Consider the following 22,025-nt stretch of genomic DNA (forward strand, 5'->3'; position numbering starts at 1 on the left):
CCATTTCGTTGCAGCGGCATTTTCAGGTAGCCTCAAAGCGTGCAATAGGCTACCTGAAAACGAAGCTTCCGAAGGAAGCTGAGTTTCTGCGGAGCTAAAACGAAGTTTCCGAAGGGAACTGAGTTTCTGCGAGGCAGACCGAAGTTTCTGAAAGAGGCCGACTTTCTGTGAAGCCAAAACCTAGCTGCACCGAAGTTCAAAACAAACCGCAAATCCAAACGAAGGAAACCCATGAAACTCTACACCAGCCCCACTTCCCCCTATGGCCGCCTTGTTCTGCTCGCCGCCCTCCCGCGGCATGAGCTCGATTTCGCCATTGCCTACACCAATCCTTGGGAAAACCCCGCCGAGCTCCAAGCCCTCAACCCCTTCTCCCAAGTGCCCGTTTTGCAAACCGATAGCGGCACCGTCATCGGCAACAGCCCGTTTATCTTGGACTTCCTGCTCGGCCACCCCCTGCACACCGCCGAGCAAACCGCCACCGCCGCCTTTGCCTTCTCCCTGCTCGACCAGCTGGTGAAACTCTTCGGCCTGCAAAAATTCAAAGCCGAAAACACCCCCGACCACCCGCTCACCGAACGCGCCCGCGCCGCCTGCATCCGAGGCCTGGCCGCTGCCCCGCAGCTGGATGCCGAGAGCGGCGACGTTGCCCACCTCGCGCTGGGCATGGCCTTGGTGTTCATGCAATACCGCCTGCCTGATTTGCAGCCCCACCTCAGCCCCGCCAACCAAAACGCATTGGCACAATTTACCGCCCGCGCCGACGTGCGCGCCGTGTCGCCGGAAAACTTGGAAACCCGCCCCGCCACCTTGGCGCAGCTGCGGCAGGGTTTGGTTTAGCCCTATCCGTATCCCTGCCGATACGGCAAAGGCTACCTGAAAAATAGCCCCGCCGAATTTTCAGGTAGCCTGCCGTTATAATGCGTGCATCGCCCAAGCAATACCGAAAGATAAGAAAGGATCACCAGCATGAGTACCCCGCAAACCGCCATCATCCCGGAAACCATCACCGCCGCCATTTATATCGAGGCCGACGTGCGCGACGCCGCCAAAGTCAAAACTGCCTGCCGCGAAGCCCTCGCCGCGCTGGCCGACTGCCAAACCCGCTTCCCCGGCCACGATTTGGGCATGACCATCGCCTTCGGTGCAGACTTCTGGCGCAGCCTGAACCACAGCGGCGAAGGCGAGGAAATCCGCCCGTTCGTGCCGCTGGGCAACGGCCTGTGCCCCGCCACCCAATGCGATTTGATGATCCATATTCAATCCACCCACACCGGCCTGAACTACCTGCTGGCGGAAAAAGTGATGGCCGCCTTCGGCGAATCGGTTGAAATGAAAAACGAAACCCACGGCTTCCGTATGCCGGAAGAGCGCGGGCTGGACGGCTTCGTGGACGGCACGGAAAACCCGCACGGCGATGATGAAATCGCTTCCGTCGGCATCATCGCCGAAGGGAAAAGCGCGGGCGGCAGCTATGTGGTGCTGCAACAATACCTGCATGACCTGAAAAAATGGGACGGCATCAGCGTGCAAGAGCAGGAGCAGGCCGTCGGCCGCAGCAAAGCCGACAACATCGAATTCGCCCGCGAAGACCGCCTGCCCGATTCGCACCTGGGCCGAACCAACATCAAAGAAAACGGCGTCGGCCTGAAAATCGTGCGCCGCAGCCTGCCTTTCGGCCAAGTAAGCGGCGGGCACGGCCTGCAATTCATCGCCTACAGCGCCAGCCTGCACAATATCGACGAACAGCTGAAATTCATGTTCGGCGAAAAAGACGGCAAAATCGACCTGCTGCTGAAATATATGTCCACCGCCAAGCGCAGTGCCTACTACTACGCGCCAAGCGTAGAGCGCTTGGCTGATCTGTGATGCTGTGGATTGGTTTGATTGGTTGACAATATAAAGGCTACCTGAATTTCAGGTAGCCTTACTTATCTCGCTATCAAGCAATCTAATTAATCAAACTATTTCCTGATCAGCCGGTTTGCCGACGGCCATTTTGCCGATGATGCTGCCGAGCACAATCCCGGCCAGGGCGAAGGGCAGCCACTCCAGCGAATAGGCTTTCAACGGCAGTTGTTCGGTAAAGCCCGCACCGGCCACGGAGAGGATGGAAATCGCGCTAGCCAGACCGGTGGCGAGGCGGTGGGCAAGCAGGGGCATCGGGCGGATGAAGTTGTCGATAATCAGCAGCAGCAGGATGGTCATGGCAATCGGGTAGAGCACCATCAACACGGGCACGGATTTGCCGATAACGGCGCTCAAACCTTGGTTGGCCAGGACGAAGCTCACGAGGGTTACGGCGATAACGTATCTGCTGTAGCGGATGCGCGGGAACAGGCCGTAGAAGAATTCGCCCACGGCGGTTACCAGGCCGACCGAGGTGGTAAGGCAGGCGAGGGTAACGATGATGCCGAACAGGATACGGCCGAAGCTACCGAAGGTTTGGTAAGCGGCGGTATTGAGCAGGAAGGAGCCGATGTCTTGCTGTTTGGCAGACAGATCGGCCAGGGTGTCGGGCGACACGGGCAGGCGGTTGCTTACCCAGGCCAGGCCGACATAAATAACAGCCAGCGATATGGCGGCGATGATGCCCGCCACAAAGGTTTGCTTCATCACCAATTGGTTATCGCGCTGATCCGCCGGCATTTTGGTCTTGATGGCATTAATCACAATCACGGAAAAGGCCACGGAGGCAAGCACGTCCATGGTTTGGTAGCCGCCGATAAAACCGGCCAGGAAGGCGGATTGGTCGCTAAAGTCGGCAGCCGGCATGGTGGGCGGGTTGCCGTAGAGCCACCATACGGATTTGCCGATCAGGGCAAGGATGGCGATGAGCAGCGCAGGGGTGAGGATGGCACCGATGCGTTCGACCATTTTGGAGGGGTTCAGGCTCAGCCACAGGGTGATGGCGTAGTAAACCACGGTGAAGGCGAGAAGCGAGGTGCGGCCAGCTTCACCGATAAAGGGCAGCACGGCCATTTCGTAGGAAGTGGCGCCGGTGCGCGGGATGGCGAAGAAGGGGCCGATGGTGAGATAAATCGCCATCAGGAAAATAACGGCAAACCAAGGGTGAATGCGGGCGAGGGCGGTTTTGTAGCCGTTGTGGTAGAAGGCGCTCACCACGATGCCCAGCAGCGGTAGGCCGACACCGGTGATCACGAAGCCGGAGAGCGTGCGCCAGAACTCTGGGCCGCTATTGAGGCCGAGGGTGGGCGGGAAAATCAGATTGCCGGCGCCGAAAAAGATGGCAAACAGCATAAAGCCGATAATAAAGGTGTTCCTGTTCATGGGTTTCTCTGGCGGGCGGCTATCTTGGATAGGGCGGGGCCGAGGTAAAAAAGCGTTATGATACCGAATCGGCTATTGAAGGGGTAGGGCGGTGGACAAATGGGCTTTGGTTTCTCTGATGCCGATGTTTTCAGGTAGCCTCTTGCCAGCTTGAGGCTACCTGAAAAAACGGTCTGCCTGAAACTTGGGTTGCTGACGCAAAATACAGGATATGTAAAACGCTTTATCCCGACAGCGGGAAACAGTATAATCCGACGCTTTCGCCGATGTATTAACCCTTTCTTTCCTTGCGCCGATTTTATGCCGCTGCTGTCTATCGAATTTGCTGCCTTTTTCCTGTGCTTTTTTCCTGTTTACTGGCTGTTGGCCAAGCATCCGCGCTGGCAAAATTGGCTGTTGCTGTTTGCCGGTTTGGGTTGGCTGTGGCATTTGCATTGGGGCTTTGCCGTGGCGGTATTGGCGTTTTCGCTGGGAGTTACGCTGATTGCGGCCGGTTTGTCGCAGGGCAAGGCGCAGGCGGCTCGGCGCAGATGGCTCGCGGCAGGCGTGCTGCTGGCGGTGTTGAATTTGTCGTTTTTCAAATATGTGGATTTTTTCCTGCCGCTGTTGCAGCGCGGCGGGCAAGATCAAGATACGGCGCTGGGCATCCTGATGCCGTTGGGCATTTCCTACTACACCTTCCAAGGCGTGGCCTATCTGGTGTCGGTTTACCGCAATGAAGACGTGCGGCTCAAATGGCGCGAGCTTTTGCTGTATTTCAGCTTTTTCCCCACCATCACTTCCGGCCCGATTGCCCGTGCCGGCCAATTAAAAAGCATCTACGGCACAGACGGCGGCATGGCGGTGCAAATCCGCAGCGAACAGCCGCGCGCTATCATCCGTCCGGCATTGGCTATCGGCCTGATTGTGCTGGGTATCTGCAAAAAGTGGTGGCTGGCCGGGACGTTGGGCGGCAACTGGGTAGATCCGGTGTTTGAAAATCCGCTGCAATACGATGCCATCACGGTACTCACCGCGATGTACGGCTATACTGTTCAGCTATTTATGGATTTTTCCGGTTACACCGATTTGGTGGTGGGCATGGCCATGCTGCTTGGCTTCCAGCTGCCGCAAAACTTCGCCATGCCGCTGCGCGCGTTTAACCTGCGCGATTTCTGGGATCGTTGGCACATCACGCTCTCCACTTGGATTCGCGACTACATCTATATCCCGCTGGGCGGCAGCCGCAAAGGCTGGTGGCGCACGCAAGTCAATTTGATGATTGCCATGCTGCTCTCCGGCATTTGGCACGGCCACGGCTGGAATTTTTTGCTGTGGGGCGCGTTGCACGGCGTGGTGCTGGTGGGGCTGAATATCGGCGATAAAATACTGGGCGGGCGAGAGAAATTGTCCGGTTCGTCCCGTTTGGGCAAACTGGTGGCAGTGTTGTTTACCGTCAACTTCGTCTGCCTCTCCTTCGTGGTATTCCGCACCGAAAGCCTGTCCGATGCCGGATTGATGTTCCGCTCGCTATTAGGCGGTGGCGGCAGCGGCGTACCGGAATTGGAAACCCTGCTGGTACTGGGTGCGATGGTGCTCGCGCTGGCCGCTTATGGCTTCTTGGCCAAACTATTTGACCGCGCGGTGGCGCTGTTGGAGCGCCTGCCGATGTGGACGTGGCCGCTGCCGATGGGTGCTGCGATGTGGCTGCTGATGGTGTTCGCCCCTTCCGGCATCCCCGGTTTTATGTATGCTAACTTTTAATCACGATAACAATAAGAAAGGATTAAGCAGCCATGAATCCCAGCAAAGCCAAACGCCGAGCCAATAGGAACAAACACAAACATCGTGATCAAGCCGCCCGCCGCAAATCGGGCGCGGAAAAACGCCCCGAGCAGCTGGAGTTGCCGGTGTCAATGCCGGAACTGGGGGCAACCAAATCCGAACCGCAGGCCAAAACTAAAGACTCATCCCAACATAAAACCAAAGCCTCGGCTAAAACTGATCCGGCATCGTCGCCCCGTTTTCAGGTAGCCTCGGAAAAAGCAGCCGGAGCAGAGCATAAAGTGCTACCACGCAAACCAAAATCTGCGCAATATGCTACCGTACGACCGGCTAAAACCTCCCGCCCCGCAGTGAATACAGCCGGCCTTTCCAGCCCTACATCAGATCAAAAAAGCAAGTCGGCCTCGCCGGTGTGGCGATTATATGCGGCCATGCTGTTCACCGCGCTGCTCACCGTATGGTTCAGCCAAGACTCCATCAACGCTTATTGGCAGCAAACTTATCATCGCGCCAGCCCCTTGGAAAAATTAAACGATTACGGCTGGTGGCGCAGCGGCAGCAGCTGGCAGCAAACCGCCTTGTCGCAGCATGAGGCTGCCTTGGGCTGGTTGGAAGCCAAAAATGAAAGCTGGCGCCAACAGCATGCCGCCGAGCATACGCCACCAGATGTGGCCGTAATGCCTACCGTACCTACCGTGCCGTCTGAAACAGAAAACAAGCCTGCTTCTGCCCCGACCGTCGCGCAGCAAAACACCGCTTCCAAACCACTTCCGGAGCGCGTACAACTTTCGGCTGGCGACAAAGTATTTTTTGCCGGTGATTCCATGATGGAGGGCGTAGCGCCGCATGTGCAAAAATGGTTGAGCAGCCAATACGGTATTGATTCGCTCAACCTCAGCAAACAAAGCACCGGCTTGTCCTACCCCAGCTTCTTCGATTGGCCGGCCACCATAGAAAAAACCTTGCGGGAAGATCGAAAAATCAGGTTGCTCGTGGTATTCCTAGGGCCGAACGACCCTTGGGATTTTCCTAATCCCGAGCCGGGCACGAGAGGCTACCTGAAATTCCAAAGCCCAGAATGGGAACAGGTGTACCGACAGCGTATCGAACGCATTTTGGCGGCCGCCCAGGCAGCCGATGTCAAGGTTATTTGGCTGGGTGTGCCGCTGATGAAGAGCAGCCGCCTCAATGCCCAAATGCGCTACCTCGACCGCCTGTTTGCCAGCGAGCTGGCCGGGAAAATCATCTGGCTGCCTACCGATAAAATCATGGGCGGCGAAGACGGGCAATACCGCGACAGCATCAGCATCAACGGGCAAACCGTCCGCTTGCGCAGCAAAGACGGCATTCATTTTACAGTAAAGGGACAGCAACTTCTGGCCGATCAGATAGCAGGCCGTATCGACTACCAACCTGCACCGGCCGTCCCCGCCGCCTCCGAAACCGTTATCGCGGGCGGAAAACCATAAAATTTAAGGATAGTTAGAGTAATGTTGTTTTCCAAAAAAGGCCGCCAACTGGCCTTAATGACCGCCTGCCTACTCGCCTGCCAGGCCTGTAGTGCCGAAACCGCCGCCCAAGGCACCCCCGAAAAAGCCGAGCTCACCAACTACGGCAGCTGGCAGCCCGTGTGGCTCGCCAAGCTGCAGCGGCTCAGCCGGGGCGGTAACGTTAAATTCCGCATCGTCCAGCTGGGCGACTCCCACACCGCCGGCGACTACTTCACCAACGAATTGCGCACCCGTCTGCAGCAGCAGTGGGGCGACGGCGGTATCGGCTGGGTGTATCCCAATTCCGTATCCGGCCAGCGCAATGCCCAAGTGCTGCACAACAGCAGCGGCTGGCAGGTGCTGAGCAACCGCAACGCCCGTGCCGAATTCCCGCTGGGCGGCATCCTCAACCGCTCCTCCGGCGGTGGCGGCAGCGTAACCGTTAATCCGCGCAATCCCGTTGCCGAGGCCCAGCAGATCACCATCACCGCACGCCCCGTATTTGCCGACAGCGAGCTCAAAGTGCAAGACGCGCAAGGCAGCCAGGTTGCCTCCCTGCCCAACCTCGGCAGCAACGCCTGGCAGTATTTCTCCTTCACCGCCAACCTGCCACTCAGCTACCGTGCCCAAGCCGGCGACATTTGGGAAATCGGCCACATCAATATCGAAAACAGCCGCCCCGGCGTAACCGTATCCGCCATGGGCATCAACGGCTCCCAGCTTTCCCAGTGGAGCGGCTGGCGTGCCGACTGGCAGCAGGATTTGTCGGCCACCCAGGCCGATTTGGTCATCCTCGCCTACGGTACCAACGAAGCCTTCAACAGCAATCTGGACATCGTGCAAACCAAGCGCATTTGGGCCGACACCATCCGTAAAATCCGCGAAGCCCTGCCCGGCGCAGGCATCCTGATTATCGGCGCGCCCGAATCGCTCAAAAGCCGCCACGGCCAATGCGGCCAGCGCCCGCCCAACCTCGACGCCGTACAGCAGATGCAGCGCGACATAGCGCAGCAGGAGCAAACCCTATATTGGTCTTGGCAGGCCGCCATGGGCGGCGCGTGCAGCATGAAGAGCTGGATGGCGCAAGGCCTCGGCGCGCGGGACGGCGTGCACTTCACCGCCCAAGGCTACCAAACCGCTGCCAGCAAGCTGGCCGACGACCTCATCAAACTGGCCAATAAGTAACCGGCCGAATCGTTTTCAGGTAGCCTCATTAAATGCAAAAGGCTACCTGAAAATTTAAATGCAGCTGTTTGCCCAAACCGGTTTGTTCCCATTCCGGCTCGTGCCCGGTATCTGGCCGCAAAGGGTAGGGTAGGCTACCTGAAAACCCGATGCAGGCAGGGAAACGGCAGGCTCAGATATTTTCAGGTAGCCTCAAATACGAAAAGGCTACCTGAAAATATATCGGGTTGGAATGACGAATTATAGTGAATTAAATTTAAATCAGGACAAGGCGGTGAGCCGCAGACAGTACAGATAGTACGGCAAGGCGAGCCAACGCTGTACTGGTTTAAATGTAATTCACTATAAAACGAGGCAGCAGGCCGCAAACGATATATTCGTTAGGGCATAACAAGCCGACACCGTAACATTCTTATCCAATTTGCCAAACAACCATCTTCCTCTTACGGAGCCAAACCATGCCGCAACGTCAAGACATCATCCGCTGGTGCAACGAATTCTTGCGTACCGCCGAATTTCACGACTACGCCCCCAACGGCCTGCAGGTGGAGGGGCGGGAAGAAGTGCATAAAATCGTGTGTGCCGTTACCGCCAGCCAGGCCGCCATCGATTATGCCGTGGCGCAGGGTGCCGATATGCTCCTGGTGCACCACGGCCTGTTTTGGAAAAGCGAGCCGATCACCATCACCGGCTGGAAACACCGCCGCATCGCCGCGCTGATTCGCCATAACATCAATATGGCCGGTTACCACCTGCCGCTCGATGCCCACCCCGAAGTAGGCAACAATGCCCGGCTGGCGGCACACATGGGCTGGCATATAGAAGGGCAAACCGGCGAGCAAAACCTGCTGATGTTTGGCACGCCGGGGGTGGAAGCAGACGGCCATGCGCTGCTGGCTAATCTGGCTGAACGTTTGGGTCGCCAGCCGGTGTCTGCCGGCGATTTATCGCGGCCGGTGCGCAAGCTGGCCTGGTGTACCGGCGGGGCACAGGGCTTTTTCCAACAGGCAATCGATATGGGCGCAGATGCTTTCGTTACCGGCGAGATTTCCGAAGCGCAATACCATTTGGCGCGAGAAAACGGCGTGCTGTTCGTGAGCGCTGGGCACCATGCCACCGAACGTTACGGCATCCAGGCGCTATCGGCACGGCTGCAGCAGGAATGGCCGCTGGATTGTTTGTTTTTTGATGAAGATAATCCGGCTTGAGTCTAACTTGGCAGCATAGCCTTTACATTTTGCTTTTTCAGGTAGCCTTTGGCTGCGTTTCCATCATGCGGACAGGCGGTTGCGCTGTTGCGCTTATCCCCACGCAACCTGCTGCGACAAGACAAATCTTTACTTTATTTCAAATACTGCTTTAAGTGTTGATTTAGATTAAGGTAAAATCACGCCGCTGCGCTATTGGCAGCAAGAGGCCTTTGCTAGGTTGCCGCCTTGCGGCGCACAACGGCTGTTGTGCAAAGGCTTCGATATTTCGGTATTTTCAGAGTATTAGGATGATTGAGTGATGACTAACCAAGAAATCAATCAGGAACGGCGGCGCTTTTTGGTGCTGGCCACTGCCGGTGCCGCCGGCGTGGGCGCACTGGGGGTAGCCAAGCCTTTCGTTGCCAGCTTTTTCCCTTCGGAAAAGGCTAAAGCGGCCGGCGCACCGATCGATATCGATGTGAGCAAAATCGAGGCCGGCCAGTTGGTTACCGCCGAATGGCGCGGCAAACCAATCTGGGTGCTCAACCGCACCGAGCAGCAGCTGAAGGATTTGCCTTCCTTAAACGGCGAGTTGGTCGATCCCTCCTCCGCTGCTGCCGACCAGCAGCCGAAATACTGCCAAAACGAACTGCGTTCCATTAAAGGCAAAGATAATATTTGGGTGGCCATCGGTATCTGCACTCACTTGGGCTGCTCGCCCACCTTCCGTCCCGACCTTGCTCCCGCCGATTTGGGTGCAAACTGGAAGGGCGGTTTCTTCTGCCCCTGCCACGGCTCCAAATTCGACTTGGCCGGCCGCGTGTTCAAAGGCGTGCCGGCACCGTCCAATCTGGTGATTCCTCCTTATAAATACCTGTCTGAAACCACCATCCGCGTGGGCGAAGACGGCTGATACCGGGGAACAAATCATGACCAATCAAACCAATAATAAAGCCAAAGCATTGCTCGACTGGGTGGACGCGCGTTTCCCCCTGTCTAGAATGATGAAGGAACATGTAACCGAATATTACGCGCCGAAAAACTTCAATTTCTGGTATTTTTTCGGCTCGCTGGCCATGCTGGTGCTGGTGATTCAGATTGTGAGCGGTATCTTCCTCACCATGAACTACAAGCCCGACGGCAACCTGAACCAATACCATCTGCCCGCTGCGTTTACGGCGGTGGAATACATCATGCGCGATGTGTCCGGCGGCTGGATTATCCGCTATATGCACTCCACCGGCGCTTCGATGTTTTTCATCGTGGTGTATCTGCACATGTTCCGCGGCCTGATTTACGGCTCGTTCAAAAAACCGCGCGAGCTCGTGTGGGTGTGCGGCGCGCTGATTTTCCTCGCATTGATGGCAGAAGCCTTTATGGGCTACCTGCTGCCTTGGGGGCAGATGTCGTTTTGGGGTGCACAGGTAATCATCAATCTGTTTGGCGCCATACCCGTAATCGGCCCGGATTTGTCCACTTGGATTCGTGGCGACTTTAACGTTTCCGACGTTACACTCAACCGCTTCTTCGCCCTGCACGTGATTGCTGTACCGCTGGTGCTGGTTGGCCTGGTGGTGGCGCATCTGATTGCGCTGCACGAAGTGGGCTCCAACAACCCCGACGGCGTGGAAATCAAAAAGCTGAAAGATGAAAACGGTATCCCGCTCGACGGCATCCCTTTCCATCCGTATTACACCGTGAAAGACATTTTGGGCGTGGTGGTATTCCTAATTGTATTCTGCTCCATCATGTTCTTTGCCCCTGAAGGCGGTGGCTACTTCCTCGAAGCCCCCAACTTCGATCCGGCCAACTCGCTGAAAACCCCGGCACACATCGCCCCGGTGTGGTATTTCACTCCGTTCTACGCCATCTTGCGTGCCATCCCCTCATTTGCCGGCACACAGGTGTGGGGGGTGATCGGCATGGGTGCGGCAGTGGTTCTGATTGCCCTGTTGCCTTGGCTTGACCGCTCGCCGGTGAAATCCGTGCGCTACCGCAACACCACTTTCAAAACCATGCTGGTGCTGTTTTTGATTGCCTTCATCGGGCTGGGCATTTTGGGCGCTCAGGTAGCCAGCGATTTGCGCACCGAAATCGCCCAGTCGTTTACCATTTTTTATTTCCTGTTCTTCCTCGGCATGCCGATCTACACCAGTCCGCAACGCCCGAGCTTGGCCGCATTCAAGCAGAAGTTGGCTGCGCAGCCTTTGGCCGCCATGTTTGCCGCAGGCTGGGTGGGCGGCGTGATGCTGATTGCGGTGTTGGTGAGCATTTACGACCTCTATCTGCTCGCCCGCCTGTTTTTCGCCGACCCGTTCCGAATCCAAACCCTGCTGATCCGCGTGTTCTCCGTGCTGTATATGGCCTTCTTCTTTGTCGGCACGCTGCTGGATACCAAGCTGAGTGTGGATCAAGCAGTGCCGGAACGTGTAACCATGAGCACCACCCGCCAAAAAATCATGTTCTTCGTGTATACAGCCATTACGCTGGCGGGTGCGTATCTGTTTGCCAACAGCATTTAACAGGAGCGGCGAAATGAAAAAACAATGGAAAAACTGGCTGGCCGCGCTGATGTTGGCCTTGCCGCTAAGTGCCAACGCCTCTGGTAGCGGCCACTACGAACATGTAGATATCGACTTGGGCGACCAAGTGAGCCTGCAACGCGGCGCACAAATTTTCGCCAACTACTGCCTTTCCTGCCATTCGGCCAGCGGCATGCGCTACAACCGCTTGCAGGACTTGGGCTTGAGCGAAGACGAAATCCGCAAAAATCTGATGTTCACCACCGATAAAACCGGCGATGTGATGCAGTCTGCCATGAATCCGGAAGATGCCAAACGCTGGTTTGGCGCCGAGCCGCCGGATTTAACCCTGATTGCCCGTTCGCGCGGTGCGGACTATCTCTACGCTTATTTGCGCGGCTTTTATAAAGATCCGAGCCGCCCCACCGGCTGGAACAACTTGGTGTTCGACAAAGTCGGCATGCCGCACCCCTTGTGGGAACAACAGGGCATCCGCGCGGTGGAGCTCGACAGCAAAGGCCAGCCCGTGATGGTGAAAGACGCACACGGCAACCTGGTGCCCAAACTGTATTGGGAGTCCACCGGCCTGCACAGCCGCCGCCTGCCCAACGGCGAAGTAAGCGCCAAAGAGTTCGACCGCTACGCCAAAGACCTCGTGGCCTACCTGGTGTATATGGGCGAACCCGCGCAGTTGCAACGCAAACAAATCGGCTACGGCGTATTGCTGTTCCTGTTTGCCATCATGCTGCCGCTGGCCTATTTCCTGAAAAAGGAATACTGGAAAGACGTGCACTAAGCAGCAACGCATCAAGAAACGCAGGTTGCCAACAGCCTGCGTTTTGGTTTGGGAGAAAAGGCTACCTGAAAACCAGAATAACAGTTTGGTTTCAGGTAGCCTTTGATGCAGGAAATAGCCACGTTACCGTTGGTTTGCAGACAGCCCGCCCGGATAACAATTAACCAATACCGGCCTCATTTCATTACTTACACATCAATTCTAATAATTCCTTCTGTTTCGATATAACATAATATTTTTAAAATAATTTTTTACAGATTGGGAAAAATAAAGATTATAATGAACGTATCCGGAATTCTCCGGATTCTTTCCCGACTGACCGATTATTCATCGGCAAACATATTAGGAGAGTATTATGAGCAAGACCATGAAAGCCATGACCTATTACGGCGAAAACGATGTCCGCTTCGAAGACCGCCCGGTTCCCACTATCATTGATCCTACCGATGCTATCATCCGCGTTACCAAAACCACCATTTGCGGTACGGATTTGGGCATCATGAAGGGCAAAAACCCGGAAATCGAAGCAGTTGCCCGTGAAAAAACCGGCAAATGGGAAGGCCGTATCCTCGGCCACGAAGCCATCGGCGTGGTGGAAGAAGTGGGCTCTGCCGTTAAGGACTTTAAAAAAGGCGATAAAGTGATTGTATCTTGCGTGAGTCGCTGCGGTACTTGCGATAATTGCCAGAAACAGCTCTACGCCCATTGCCGCAAAGAAGGCGGCTGGATTATGGGCTATATGATCGACGGCACCCAAGCCGAATACGTGCGCACGCCGTTTGCCGACAATTCGCTCTACCACCTGCCCGAAACCCTCAACACTGACGTGGCCGTATTCCTCTCCGACGCACTGCCCACCGGCCATGAAATCGGCGTGCAGTACGGCCAAGTAAAACCTGGTGACGCCATTGCCATCGTTGGCGCCGGCCCCGTCGGTATGGGCTGCCTGCTGACTGCCCAATTCTATTCTCCGGCCACCATCATTATGGTGGATATGGACGAAAACCGCCTGGCCATGGCCAAAGAAATGGGTGCCACCCACACCGTCAATCCGAACAAGGAAGATGCGGTGACCAAGATTTTGGAAATCACCGGCGGCCGCGGCGTGGATTGCGCCATGGAAGCCGTGGGCTACCCCGCCACTTGGGATATCTGCCAAAAAGTGGTGAAAGAAGGCGGCCACGTGGCCAACGTGGGCGTACACGGCAAATCCGTGGAGTTCGATTTGGCCAAACTGTGGATCAAGAACATCACCGTTACCACCGGCCTGGTCAACGCCAACACCACCGGTATGCTGCTGAAAGCCTGCGAATCCAGCAAACTGCCGATGGAAAAACTGGCCACCCACCGCTTCAAGTTCAGCGAAATGGAAAAGGCCTACGACGTGTTCAAACACGCTGCCGACACCAAAGCGATGAAAGTCATCATCGAAGTGTAAGCCGGTTTGCCTGATGAAATGATAAGAGGCTACCTGAAAATTTTCAGGTAGCCTTTTGCTGCGCCCAATCAATATGAATATCTGGCAGTAGGGCGCTCAGGCAAACCGCTGTGGCAGAAGAAATTGGCTCCCGCTTTTTCCCGCCCGCCCGTTAGGCTAAAATACGCCCCGCCAAACCAAATGAAGGAAACCATAGCTATGAACTTAACCGTTATCGATCATCCGCTGATCAAGCACAAAATCACCCTGATGCGCAAAGCCAACTGCAACACCTACCAATTCCGCACTTTGGTAAAAGAGCTGGCCCGCCTGATGGCCTACGAAGCCAGCCGCCATCTGGAAACCGAGCCGCTTTCTATCGAAGGCTGGTGCGGCCGCATCGAAGGCGAGCAGATTAAAGGCAAAACCGTAACCGTGGTGCCGATTTTGCGCGCCGGTTTGGGCATGCTTGACGGCGTGCTCGACCTGTTGCCCACAGCCAAAATCAGCGTGGTCGGCCTGCAGCGCGACGAAGAAACCCTGCAACCGGTTTCCTATTTCGAGAAATTGGTGAGCAAAATGGACAAACGCCCGGCCATGATTCTCGACCCGATGCTCGCCACCGGCGGCTCGATGGTAGCAACTATTGATTTGCTGAAGAAAAAAGGCTGCCGCAACATCACCGCTCTGGTGCTGGTGGCCGCACCGGAAGGCGTGAAGCTGGTGAACGACAAGCATCCAGACGTGAAAATCTACACCGCCGCGCTCGACAGCCACCTCAACGAAAACGGCTACATCATCCCCGGCTTGGGCGATGCCGGCGACAAGATTTTCGGCACCAAGCAGTCGGCTTGACTGCCCGATACATTGCGCCAACGGGCTACCTGAAAGCCGTGAAAGCACTTTTAGGTAGCCTCCAAACCCATCATCTCATTTCCCGCCCAGGCTACCTGAAAAAGCAGGCAAACCGTTTTCAGGTAGCCTGAATTGCCGCTTGGCAGCTTTCGCCGAACAATAGCCAAAGCAACGATTTCCCTCCGGCAGGCAGCGGGCTGCAGGCAGGAATCGGCGCTTGAACTATCCCGGAAAACAACGCCATGGTCTCCACCCTCACACTCCTCTCCCTTGCCGCCACCGGCTTTCTCGGCGGCGGCCATTGCGCCGGCATGTGCGGCGGTTTGAGCACCGCCTTTGCCCTGCAGCTGCCGCCGCAGGTAGGGCGCGTGAAGCTGATTGTGCTGATGAACCTCGGCCGCATCGGCAGCTACACTTTTATCGGCCTCTTGCTGGGCGCGCTGGGGCAGTTCGGCATTTCGCTGGATCAAACCCGCCTGTTGCAGCATATCCTGTTTGCCGCTGCCAACCTGCTGCTGCTGTTTATCGGCCTGTATCTGGCCGGACTCAACGCCTATGCCGCGCAGGTGGAAAAGCTTGGGCGGCCGGTGTGGCGGCGGCTCAATCCACTGCTCAACCGGCTCTTGCCTATCCAAAACACCCCCGCCTGCTTCGGCGTCGGCCTGCTGTGGGGCTGGCTGCCGTGCGGCATGGTGTACAGCGCCTCGTTATATGCGCTGGGCAGCGGCAAAGCGGTGGATGGTGCGCTGATGATGCTGGCCTTCGGCTTGGGCACGCTGCCGAACCTGCTGGTGATGGGGCTGTTTGCCAACCAGCTCAAAAGCCTGCTGCAACATCCGCGTTTCCGGCTGGCAGCTGGGCTGAGTGTCAGCCTGTGGGCGGCATGGCAGCTGTGGCATGGGGTGGCGGCTTGGCTGCAGGCTGGCTAAAAATATAGCTATAGTGCGCTGGGTTGGATTTCAGTTTGGAAACAGCTATGGCGAAACAACAGCCGGATAACTGCAGTTCTCCAATATTGGGGAATGGTTATCCGGCTGTTTTGTATTCTGTCGGACGCTAGCGGTTGGCGGATGATTAAAGGCTACCTGAAAACTATCTGCTACTGTTTTTCAGGTAGCCGGATAGGCTAGGGGCTGATCTCAAATCGGCATTTATCGTGAATCAAAATAAGAATGCTACTGCATCGGTTCGCTTGGCTGTCTGCGGCTCGCTGCCTTATTTTAACCCGCTCTATCCCTGCCGCCGCTCCTGAAAAAAACGTTGCAGCAGCTGCGCACTTTCCCCTGCCAACACACCGCCTTGCACAGCGGTATGCGGGTTGAGCTGTTTATTGGCAAACAGGTCGAGCACGCTGCCGGCCGCGCCGGTTTTCGGCTCGGCAGCCGCGTAAATCAGGCGGCGGATTCTCGATTGCATGATGGCACCGGCGCACATGCTGCAGGGTTCGAGGGTAACGTATAAATCGCAGCCGTCCAGCCGGTAGTTGCCCAACCGGCGGCCGGCTTCAGTGAGCGCAGCGATTTCGGCATGGCGGCACACGCTGTGTTCGGCCACGCAGGCATTGGCGCCGCGCCCGATGATTTCGCCCCGGCGCACCACCACCGCGCCCACCGGCACTTCGCCTGCGGCTAAGGCCTGCCCGGCCAGTTGCAATGCCTGCCGCATCCAGCGTTCGCTTTCTTCTCGCGGGGGAAACAGGGCAACCGGGCGGTGGGCACGCAGTTTGGTGCGCCATTCGGCTTGTTCGGCTTCGTTCAGGTAGCCTTCCCGCCCTTCGGCCAGCAATACTAATTGCCACAGCGTGGATTCGGTAATGGTGAGGCCGCTGGCTTTAAGCAGCAGGAAAGCGGTGGCAGGCGTAATGCGCTGTAGTTCGGCGGTGTCGGCTATACCCAATTCAAGCAGCGCCTGCCGGGTTTTGGGGGCAAGTGGGGGCGTGGTGAGCGGGGTGGCGTGCATAATAGACGGAAATAATGGCTGAATGGGCAGCATCATAATTGGGCGGCTGCGGTTGAGGCAAGACGGGAGGCTACCTGAAAGGGTGGCGTATGGTTTCAGGTAGCCTCAATTCCCAGCGGCAAGCCTTGCAAGGCTGTTGGCAAATCGGGTAGGATTGGCCGCTTTTTGATGGCCGGATTTTGCCCGGCATCGCTTTGTTTCTCACGCAAACGGTTCGGCGCCGTTTGGCACAATATGGGCGCTTATGTCTGATTTATTTCACTTTCCCACTTTCGACGAACAGTATCCCAATTTGCGCGAACGGGGCATCCGCAAATATGCGGTGGTGTATCTGCGCGACCACATCCAGCGCCTGCTGGCGAGGCGGCAATGCGAAGAGTTTACTGCCTTCATCAACCAACATCCGATGTGGGCACCGATTTTCCAACACAATCCCTATGCCGCCCGCGCCGTGCTGGATACTTATGCCGACAACCGCTTCGACAAGAACGCACGGTTGCAAGCGGTAATCAACAACTTCACTTTGGCGCAAAGCAAGCCTTCCGCTGCCAAGTGGCAAGAGTTGGTGGAGCAGCGCACAATCGTGCTCAACCATCCCGCGCCCGAGCTCTCCATCAGTTTGAATATCAACCATAAAGACCCGTTGGAAGGCTTCTTTTTGGTGAGCCTGCAAAGCACCGAGCGCAGCCGCATTTACGATGCCGTGTTCAGCTTTATCGCGCCCAACGGCCTGCTGATTACTTCCATCCAAGGCCCGCACAGCAGCGATGCCCCCGAGCTCATCCGCCACACCACCAAGCAGCTGCACGGCGTGCGGCCGATGTTTATGATGGTAAATATATTCAAGCTGATGGCTGCCGAACTCGGCTGCGAGCTCTATGGCATTCCGCACAAAAGCCAGGCTAAATTCCGCTGGAACGACTCCAGCCGCCTGCTGTTCAACTACGATGCCTTCTGGCAGGAAAACCAAGGCAGCCTCGATGCCAACGGCTATTGGCGGCTGCCCACTCAAATCGAGCGCACACCGCTGGAAGAAGTGCAAAGCAAAAAACGCTCTATGTACCGCAAACGCTATGAAATGCTGGATGCGCTGGAGCAGGATATCCGCCGCTTCTTTCGTTCGGAAAGTTGATTGCTAGGCGGTATAGTGAATTAAATTTAAACCAGTACAGCGTTGGCTCGCCTTGCCGTACTATTTGTACTGTCTGCGGCTCGCCGCCTTGTCCTGATTTAAATTTAATCCACTATAACAGCGTGCCCACTGTGTTTCAGGTAGCCTTCCAACTGAGGGGAGGCTACCTGAAACCTATCCGCTGCAAAACCAAGCCCTGTATGTTCAGGTGTAGCCTCTTATGGCCTGAACATACAGGGCTGCGTTTTATGGGTTTAAACCGTTTTGCCTTTGTATTCGCATAAGTCATACACGATGCATTCGTGGCACAGGGGCTTTTGCGCTTTGCAGGTGTAGCGGCCGTGCAGGATGAGCCAATGGTGGGCGTTGAGCAGAAATTCTTTGGGCACGAAGCGCATGAGTTTGTCTTCCACTTCGCGCACGTTTTTGCCGGGCGCGAGATTCATGCGGTTGGCTACGCGGAAAATATGGGTATCCACGGCCATGGTCGGCTGGCCGAAGGCGGTGTTGAGCACAACATTGGCGGTTTTTCGGCCAACGCCGGGCAGCGCTTCAAGCGCTTCGCGGGTATCCGGTACTTCGCCACCGTGTTTTTCCAGAAGCAGGCGGCAGGTTTGCATAATGTGTTTGGATTTGGTTTGGTAAAGGCCGATGGTACGGGTGTATTCCATCAGCTTTTCCAGGCCCAAATCGAGGATGGCCTGCGGAGTGTTGGCCACGGGGAAAAGCTTGGCGGTGGCTTTGTTCACGCCTTTGTCGGTGGCTTGGGCAGAAAGCAGCACGGCGATGAGCAGTTCGAAGGGGCTGTGAAACACCAGCTCGGTGGTGGGGTTGGGGTTGGCATCGTGCAGGCGTTGGAAGATTTCGCGGCGTTTTTGCGGGTTCATGGTTTGACTGGTAAGGTTTACAACTTGTTGTATAGTCTTTATAAATATTTTCAGGTAGCCTTAATTGAGGCTACCTGAAACCTTGTGCGCTTGGGCAATGGTTAAGTGCCGCTGCTCACGCGCAGTTTTTGGCCGGGGCGCAGTACGCTGTTGCCCAAGTTATTGCTGCGTTTGATGTCGGCCACGGAGGTGTTGTAGCGGCGGGCGATGGATTGTAGGGTATCGCCACTGCGCACGGTGTGGGATACGGTTTGCTGGCGGCCGTTTCTGACATTGCGATCGTTGCCGCGTTCGTTGCGGATGTTGGGTTTGTTATCGGCATGGCGGTTGGCGGCCTGTTGATTGCTGCCGCCGCTCACGTGCAATACCTGGCCTGGGTGGATGTTGTTGCCGCGCAGGTTATTGGCACGGCTGAGCTCGGCCATGTCTACGTTGTAGCGGCGGGCAATGGAATACAACGATTCGCCGGGCTGCACTTTATGGGTGACGGTTTGCGCGCCGCGGCGGTTGGCTTGTTGTTCTTGGCGGGTAGCGCGGCGTTGGTTGTTGCCGGTGTTGGCAGCCAGTTGGCCAAAGCCGGCATTGTTGGCGCGGCGAGCCTCAGCTTGTGCTTGGCGGCGGGCTTCTTGTGTTTCGGTTTGGGCTAAGGAAGCACGTACGGCGGATGCGGCACTATTGCCATTATCGGCTTCATCGGTATCGGCAGGTTCGATGTCGTTATCCGTGCTGCTGCGATTGGCCAAGGACATCAATGGGTCGGGCTGAAGGTTGCTATTGTCAGCCAGCTCAGCGGTTTCAGGTAGCCTGTCTGTTGGTGTGTTGATATTGCTGGGGGTAGCAGGTTGTTCTACGGTCTGGGCAGCTGTTTGGGTAATCGTTGGAGCCGAGGCTACCTGAATATCAGGCGAGCTGGTTACACGAGGCGCAGGCTCGGCCGGGCGGGGGCTGTTGGCAGCCAACGCGGCAAAAGCGGCAGGGGCTGGGTTTGTGTTCGTTGCCTGCTGTACGGGCGCACGAACGGGCTCGGGCGGGCGAGCGGGTTGGGCTGAGGCTACCTGAACAGGAGCGGGCGGGGCGACAGCAGGCTGGACGGCAGGTTTGGCCGCTGCCACGGTGCTGGTGCGTTCGGCTACGTTCTGGCTGTTGCGGCGGATAAGGTTGCCCAGCGGGTCGTCACCGGCAGGCTTGTTATCAGCCAGCATCTGCACGCCGCGGCCGAGCTGACCGTTGTTCAAGCTGTTTTTGGCCACGAGGATAGGTAGGCCAGCACGGATGGTGTTGCTGCTTAGGCCGTTGGTGCGGCGCAGGTCGGTCACGCTCACGCCGTTGCGGTCGGCGATGTCGCTGAGGGTGGTGGCGCCGTCAGAGCGCAGAATGTCGTAGGAGAGCAGGGATTCTTTGGGTGCATTGCGCAGGTTGCGCTCGAAGGCGTTGACCGCGCCCACGGGCAGAAGCAGTTTGCGTTGGCCGTTTTCCGGCAGGAATACGGGCACTTTGAAGCTGGGGTTGAGTGCTTCGAATTCGGCCTGGCTGATGTTGGCCAGGCGGGTGATGGCGTTGATATCCATCGGGCTGTCGATGCTGATGGCTGCAAAATAGGGTTTGTTTTCGATGTCGGCAAGGTTGAGGCCGAAAACTTGCGGGTTGCTCACGAGGTTGCGCACGGCCAGTAGTTTGGGTACGTAATTGCGCGTTTCGTTGGGCATATTTAGGTTTTCATACACCGGCTCGAGCCCCTGGCTGCGGGCACGGTTTACGGCGCGGTTGACATTACCCTCGCCCCAGTTGTAGGCGGCCAGGGCAAGCGACCAGTCACCGAACATATTGTGCAAATATTGCAGATAATCCAGTGCGGCGTTGGTAGAGGCGTAGATGTCGTGGCGGCCGTCGTAAATATGGTTTTGCGCCAGGCCGTAGTGGCGGCCGGTGGCGGGCATAAATTGCCACAGGCCGGATGCACCCACGTGGGAGCGGGCTTTGGTCACAAACGCGCTCTCAATAAACGGCAACAGGGCGATTTCGGAGGGCATATTCCGCTTTTCCACTTCGGAGAGAATGTGGTAGAGGTAGGGGCGGCTGCGCTCCACGGTGCGGTTGAAATAGGCGCTTCGGGTGCTGTAGTAGGTTTCGTGACGGCGCACGATTTCGGGATTGACCTCGCTCATGCGGAAGTCTTGCCGCATACGGCTCCATAGATTATTGTGGGGGGAAGAAGGGTTGCGCAGGATAGCGGCATTAAGGTTGGTGATAGAGACGGCAATCTGCTCCGGCGTATAGGTTTGGGTAAGTGCGGAGGCAGGAATCCCTAAGCTTAAAACGGCTAAGGAAAGAAATTTGAATTTACTCATGGCGAAGAAATGAGTCCGTTGTATTTAACATTATGATTTAATAAAATATTTTGGATATTAAAGTCCAGGCAGAAGCTGTTTTGGGCCGCCGCCGGACACTTTGCCGGTATGGCAAATTCGCAAAGGTAGAATGATAACACGAGAGCGAGCCCAAACTCTCCTTTCAGGCAGATTTCTTTGTGCTGTGTTTTGCAAAATTTTGTTTGGTCGGTATGATGGCCGGGAGAGCAAGGGGGTGGCATGATAGAAGAAAATAGTTTGGATAAATGGCTGGACAACACCGCCACGGGAGGCTACCTGAAAACGGCGGAGCAGGCGTTTTTTGCTGCGCATACGGCTAATCCATACGGCATCACCGTGGTCGCTTCGCTTTGCGGCTGGGATGGCTGGCCGCAACAGGTGTTGCGGTTGGGGCGGGGTAGGGCGCAGGCAGATGTGGTGTGCGCACTGCCGCAGCTGCCGCTGTTGTCGGGCAGTGTGCAAACTTTACTGCTGCCACATGGTTTGGAATTATGCGCGCAGCCGGAAGAATTGCTGCGGGAGTGTTTCCGCGTGCTCGTACCCAACGGCAGCCTGGTGCTCAGCGGGTTTAACCCGTATTCGCTGTGGCGCTTCGGGCTACCTGAAAAACAACTCGGCCTGCGTGCCCATGCGCTGCCGTTGCCGAAAGTGAGGCGGATGCTGGCTGAGGCCGGCTTCAGGCCGGATACGGGGCGGTTTATGGCCTATGTGCCGCCGTGGGAGAACGAGCGGGCGCTGCGGCGCTGGCACTTTATGGAGTTAGCGGGCAACCGCTGGTGGCCGGCAGCCGCTGCGGCTTATGGTTTGGCGGCGGTGAAAACGGTGTATCCGCTCACTCCGCTGCGCGAAAAGGTCGGAAAACTGCGGGGCGAAGGCTTTTCATTGTTGCCGGGAAATTGCCGGCAGGGGTAGGGCAGAAAATGGTTGTGTTACCGTGGGTGTTTTAGTATAATCGCGCACCTTACCTCGGAAAGGTGGATGAGTGGTTGAAGTCGCACGCCTGGAAAGCGTGTATACGTGAATAGCGTATCGAGGGTTCGAATCCCTTCCTTTCCGCCAGAATATTTTTGCAGAGCATCGGCTTTGCGAAGCCAAGTCAAAACAGCCGGCTACACTGCTCGGCTGTTTTTTTATCTACCGCAACCGACACCATCGCCAATACGGCCAT

Annotated in this window: 19 protein-coding genes, 1 tRNA gene and 2 pseudogenes; 17 read left to right on the plus strand and 5 right to left on the minus strand. The window is 56.6% G+C overall.

What is annotated here, in order from left to right:
- Positions 1–231 precede the first annotated feature (231 nt).
- Entirely contained in the window at positions 232–840 is a 609-nt protein-coding gene (locus A7Q00_RS08580) for a glutathione S-transferase family protein (RefSeq protein WP_064090134.1), read from the plus strand.
- 129 nt (positions 841–969) lie between these two features.
- The gene (locus A7Q00_RS08585; RefSeq protein WP_064090135.1) at positions 970–1,869 is read left to right on the plus strand and encodes a Dyp-type peroxidase; all 900 of its coding nucleotides are present in this window, start codon (positions 970–972) and stop codon (positions 1,867–1,869) included.
- A gap of 90 nt (positions 1,870–1,959) precedes the next feature.
- On the opposite strand, the gene brnQ is transcribed toward A7Q00_RS08585, so the two are convergent.
- Positions 1,960–3,291 (minus strand): branched-chain amino acid transport system II carrier protein, encoded by a 1,332-nt coding sequence (gene brnQ, locus A7Q00_RS08590; protein ID WP_064090136.1) that lies wholly within the window; start codon positions 3,289–3,291, stop codon positions 1,960–1,962.
- Between the two features lie 300 nt (positions 3,292–3,591).
- Here brnQ and A7Q00_RS08595 point away from each other — a divergent pair, with 300 nt between their 5' ends.
- From A7Q00_RS08595 to A7Q00_RS08640, 12 genes and pseudogenes are all read left to right on the plus strand, one after another.
- Positions 3,592–5,034, plus strand: a complete 1,443-nt coding sequence (locus tag A7Q00_RS08595; protein ID WP_064090137.1) for an MBOAT family O-acyltransferase — start codon at positions 3,592–3,594, stop codon at positions 5,032–5,034.
- Between the two features lie 452 nt (positions 5,035–5,486).
- Entirely contained in the window at positions 5,487–6,524 is a 1,038-nt protein-coding gene (locus tag A7Q00_RS08600; RefSeq protein ID WP_064090178.1) for an SGNH/GDSL hydrolase family protein, read from the plus strand.
- A gap of 21 nt (positions 6,525–6,545) precedes the next feature.
- Positions 6,546–7,730 carry an SGNH/GDSL hydrolase family protein gene (locus A7Q00_RS08605; RefSeq protein ID WP_064090138.1) on the plus strand — a complete coding sequence of 395 codons (1,185 nt, stop codon included), beginning with the start codon at positions 6,546–6,548 and terminating at the stop codon, positions 7,728–7,730.
- Positions 7,731–7,965: 235 nt separating this feature from the next.
- Positions 7,966–8,075, plus strand: a pseudogene (locus A7Q00_RS13575) (IS5/IS1182 family transposase); the annotation flags it as partial.
- A gap of 113 nt (positions 8,076–8,188) precedes the next feature.
- A complete protein-coding gene (locus A7Q00_RS08610) occupies positions 8,189–8,938 on the plus strand; it encodes a Nif3-like dinuclear metal center hexameric protein (RefSeq protein WP_064090139.1) in 750 nt (249 codons plus the stop codon).
- A 301-nt stretch (positions 8,939–9,239) separates the two neighbouring features.
- On the plus strand, positions 9,240–9,833 hold the full coding sequence (gene petA / locus A7Q00_RS08615) for a ubiquinol-cytochrome c reductase iron-sulfur subunit (protein WP_064090140.1): 594 nt from the start codon (positions 9,240–9,242) through the stop codon (positions 9,831–9,833).
- Between the two features lie 16 nt (positions 9,834–9,849).
- On the plus strand, positions 9,850–11,442 hold the full coding sequence (locus tag A7Q00_RS08620; protein ID WP_064090141.1) for a cytochrome b: 1,593 nt from the start codon (positions 9,850–9,852) through the stop codon (positions 11,440–11,442).
- Between the two features lie 13 nt (positions 11,443–11,455).
- On the plus strand, positions 11,456–12,238 hold the full coding sequence (locus A7Q00_RS08625; protein WP_064090142.1) for a cytochrome c1: 783 nt from the start codon (positions 11,456–11,458) through the stop codon (positions 12,236–12,238).
- A gap of 367 nt (positions 12,239–12,605) precedes the next feature.
- Positions 12,606–13,676 (plus strand): zinc-dependent alcohol dehydrogenase family protein, encoded by a 1,071-nt coding sequence (locus tag A7Q00_RS08630; RefSeq protein ID WP_218915561.1) that lies wholly within the window; start codon positions 12,606–12,608, stop codon positions 13,674–13,676.
- A 198-nt stretch (positions 13,677–13,874) separates the two neighbouring features.
- On the plus strand, positions 13,875–14,510 hold the full coding sequence (gene upp / locus A7Q00_RS08635) for a uracil phosphoribosyltransferase (RefSeq protein WP_064084776.1): 636 nt from the start codon (positions 13,875–13,877) through the stop codon (positions 14,508–14,510).
- Positions 14,507–14,641 carry a hypothetical protein gene (locus A7Q00_RS14190; RefSeq protein WP_281179010.1) on the plus strand — a complete coding sequence of 45 codons (135 nt, stop codon included), beginning with the start codon at positions 14,507–14,509 and terminating at the stop codon, positions 14,639–14,641. Before upp ends, A7Q00_RS14190 begins: the two co-directional genes overlap by 4 nt.
- Positions 14,642–14,752: 111 nt before the next feature.
- A complete protein-coding gene (locus tag A7Q00_RS08640) occupies positions 14,753–15,439 on the plus strand; it encodes a sulfite exporter TauE/SafE family protein (protein WP_064090144.1) in 687 nt (228 codons plus the stop codon).
- A gap of 301 nt (positions 15,440–15,740) precedes the next feature.
- On the opposite strand, the gene tadA is transcribed toward A7Q00_RS08640, so the two are convergent.
- The gene (gene tadA, locus A7Q00_RS08645) at positions 15,741–16,505 is read right to left on the minus strand and encodes a tRNA adenosine(34) deaminase TadA (RefSeq protein ID WP_082887806.1); all 765 of its coding nucleotides are present in this window, start codon (positions 16,503–16,505) and stop codon (positions 15,741–15,743) included.
- 208 nt (positions 16,506–16,713) lie between these two features.
- On the opposite strand from tadA, the gene A7Q00_RS08650 reads away from it, so the two are divergent.
- On the plus strand, positions 16,714–17,601 hold the full coding sequence (locus tag A7Q00_RS08650; RefSeq protein WP_064090145.1) for a VirK/YbjX family protein: 888 nt from the start codon (positions 16,714–16,716) through the stop codon (positions 17,599–17,601).
- Here the strand turns inward: A7Q00_RS08650 and A7Q00_RS13580 are convergent.
- The 3 genes and pseudogenes from A7Q00_RS13580 to A7Q00_RS08660 all read right to left on the minus strand — a co-directional run.
- Positions 17,594–17,718 (minus strand): annotated as a pseudogene (locus A7Q00_RS13580) (IS5/IS1182 family transposase); the annotation flags it as partial. The gene A7Q00_RS08650 and the pseudogene A7Q00_RS13580 sit on opposite strands and share 8 nt — an antisense overlap.
- 137 nt (positions 17,719–17,855) lie before the next feature.
- Positions 17,856–18,488, minus strand: coding sequence for an endonuclease III (nth, locus tag A7Q00_RS08655; protein WP_064090146.1), 633 nt, complete (start codon positions 18,486–18,488; stop codon positions 17,856–17,858).
- 101 nt (positions 18,489–18,589) lie between these two features.
- Positions 18,590–20,836: a LysM peptidoglycan-binding domain-containing protein gene (locus A7Q00_RS08660; RefSeq protein WP_064090147.1), complete on the minus strand. Its 2,247-nt coding sequence runs from the start codon at positions 20,834–20,836 to the stop codon at positions 18,590–18,592.
- Between the two features lie 240 nt (positions 20,837–21,076).
- On the opposite strand from A7Q00_RS08660, the gene A7Q00_RS08665 reads away from it, so the two are divergent.
- Both A7Q00_RS08665 and A7Q00_RS08670 read left to right on the plus strand, forming a co-directional pair.
- Positions 21,077–21,769, plus strand: coding sequence for a class I SAM-dependent methyltransferase (locus A7Q00_RS08665; protein ID WP_064090148.1), 693 nt, complete (start codon positions 21,077–21,079; stop codon positions 21,767–21,769).
- Positions 21,770–21,825: 56 nt separating this feature from the next.
- A tRNA-Ser gene (locus tag A7Q00_RS08670) sits at positions 21,826–21,916 on the plus strand.
- The last annotated feature ends 109 nt before the right edge of the window (positions 21,917–22,025 follow it).

Origin of the sequence: Eikenella halliae (genome assembly GCF_001648475.1) — a bacterium.
In the GTDB taxonomy this organism is placed as follows: domain Bacteria; phylum Pseudomonadota; class Gammaproteobacteria; order Burkholderiales; family Neisseriaceae; genus Eikenella; species Eikenella halliae.

Bases quoted from the DNA above. Each gene is read 5' to 3' on its own strand.
- A7Q00_RS08665 (WP_064090148.1), top strand. From the start codon at position 21,077: ATGATAGAAGAAAATAGTTTGGATAAATGGCTGGACAACACCGCCACG.
- petA (WP_064090140.1), top strand. From the start codon at position 9,240: ATGACTAACCAAGAAATCAATCAGGAACGGCGGCGCTTTTTGGTGCTG.
- A7Q00_RS08650 (WP_064090145.1), top strand. From the start codon at position 16,714: ATGTCTGATTTATTTCACTTTCCCACTTTCGACGAACAGTATCCCAAT.
- A7Q00_RS08620 (WP_064090141.1), top strand. From the start codon at position 9,850: ATGACCAATCAAACCAATAATAAAGCCAAAGCATTGCTCGACTGGGTG.
- nth (WP_064090146.1), bottom strand. From the start codon at position 18,488: ATGAACCCGCAAAAACGCCGCGAAATCTTCCAACGCCTGCACGATGCC.
- A7Q00_RS08585 (WP_064090135.1), top strand. From the start codon at position 970: ATGAGTACCCCGCAAACCGCCATCATCCCGGAAACCATCACCGCCGCC.
- A7Q00_RS08660 (WP_064090147.1), bottom strand. From the start codon at position 20,836: ATGAGTAAATTCAAATTTCTTTCCTTAGCCGTTTTAAGCTTAGGGATT.
- A7Q00_RS08625 (WP_064090142.1), top strand. From the start codon at position 11,456: ATGAAAAAACAATGGAAAAACTGGCTGGCCGCGCTGATGTTGGCCTTG.
- A7Q00_RS08630 (WP_218915561.1), top strand. From the start codon at position 12,606: ATGAAAGCCATGACCTATTACGGCGAAAACGATGTCCGCTTCGAAGAC.
- A7Q00_RS08610 (WP_064090139.1), top strand. From the start codon at position 8,189: ATGCCGCAACGTCAAGACATCATCCGCTGGTGCAACGAATTCTTGCGT.
- A7Q00_RS08600 (WP_064090178.1), top strand. From the start codon at position 5,487: ATGCTGTTCACCGCGCTGCTCACCGTATGGTTCAGCCAAGACTCCATC.
- upp (WP_064084776.1), top strand. From the start codon at position 13,875: ATGAACTTAACCGTTATCGATCATCCGCTGATCAAGCACAAAATCACC.
- A7Q00_RS08605 (WP_064090138.1), top strand. From the start codon at position 6,546: ATGTTGTTTTCCAAAAAAGGCCGCCAACTGGCCTTAATGACCGCCTGC.
- A7Q00_RS08640 (WP_064090144.1), top strand. From the start codon at position 14,753: ATGGTCTCCACCCTCACACTCCTCTCCCTTGCCGCCACCGGCTTTCTC.
- tadA (WP_082887806.1), bottom strand. From the start codon at position 16,505: ATGATGCTGCCCATTCAGCCATTATTTCCGTCTATTATGCACGCCACC.
- brnQ (WP_064090136.1), bottom strand. From the start codon at position 3,291: ATGAACAGGAACACCTTTATTATCGGCTTTATGCTGTTTGCCATCTTT.
- A7Q00_RS08595 (WP_064090137.1), top strand. From the start codon at position 3,592: ATGCCGCTGCTGTCTATCGAATTTGCTGCCTTTTTCCTGTGCTTTTTT.
- A7Q00_RS08580 (WP_064090134.1), top strand. From the start codon at position 232: ATGAAACTCTACACCAGCCCCACTTCCCCCTATGGCCGCCTTGTTCTG.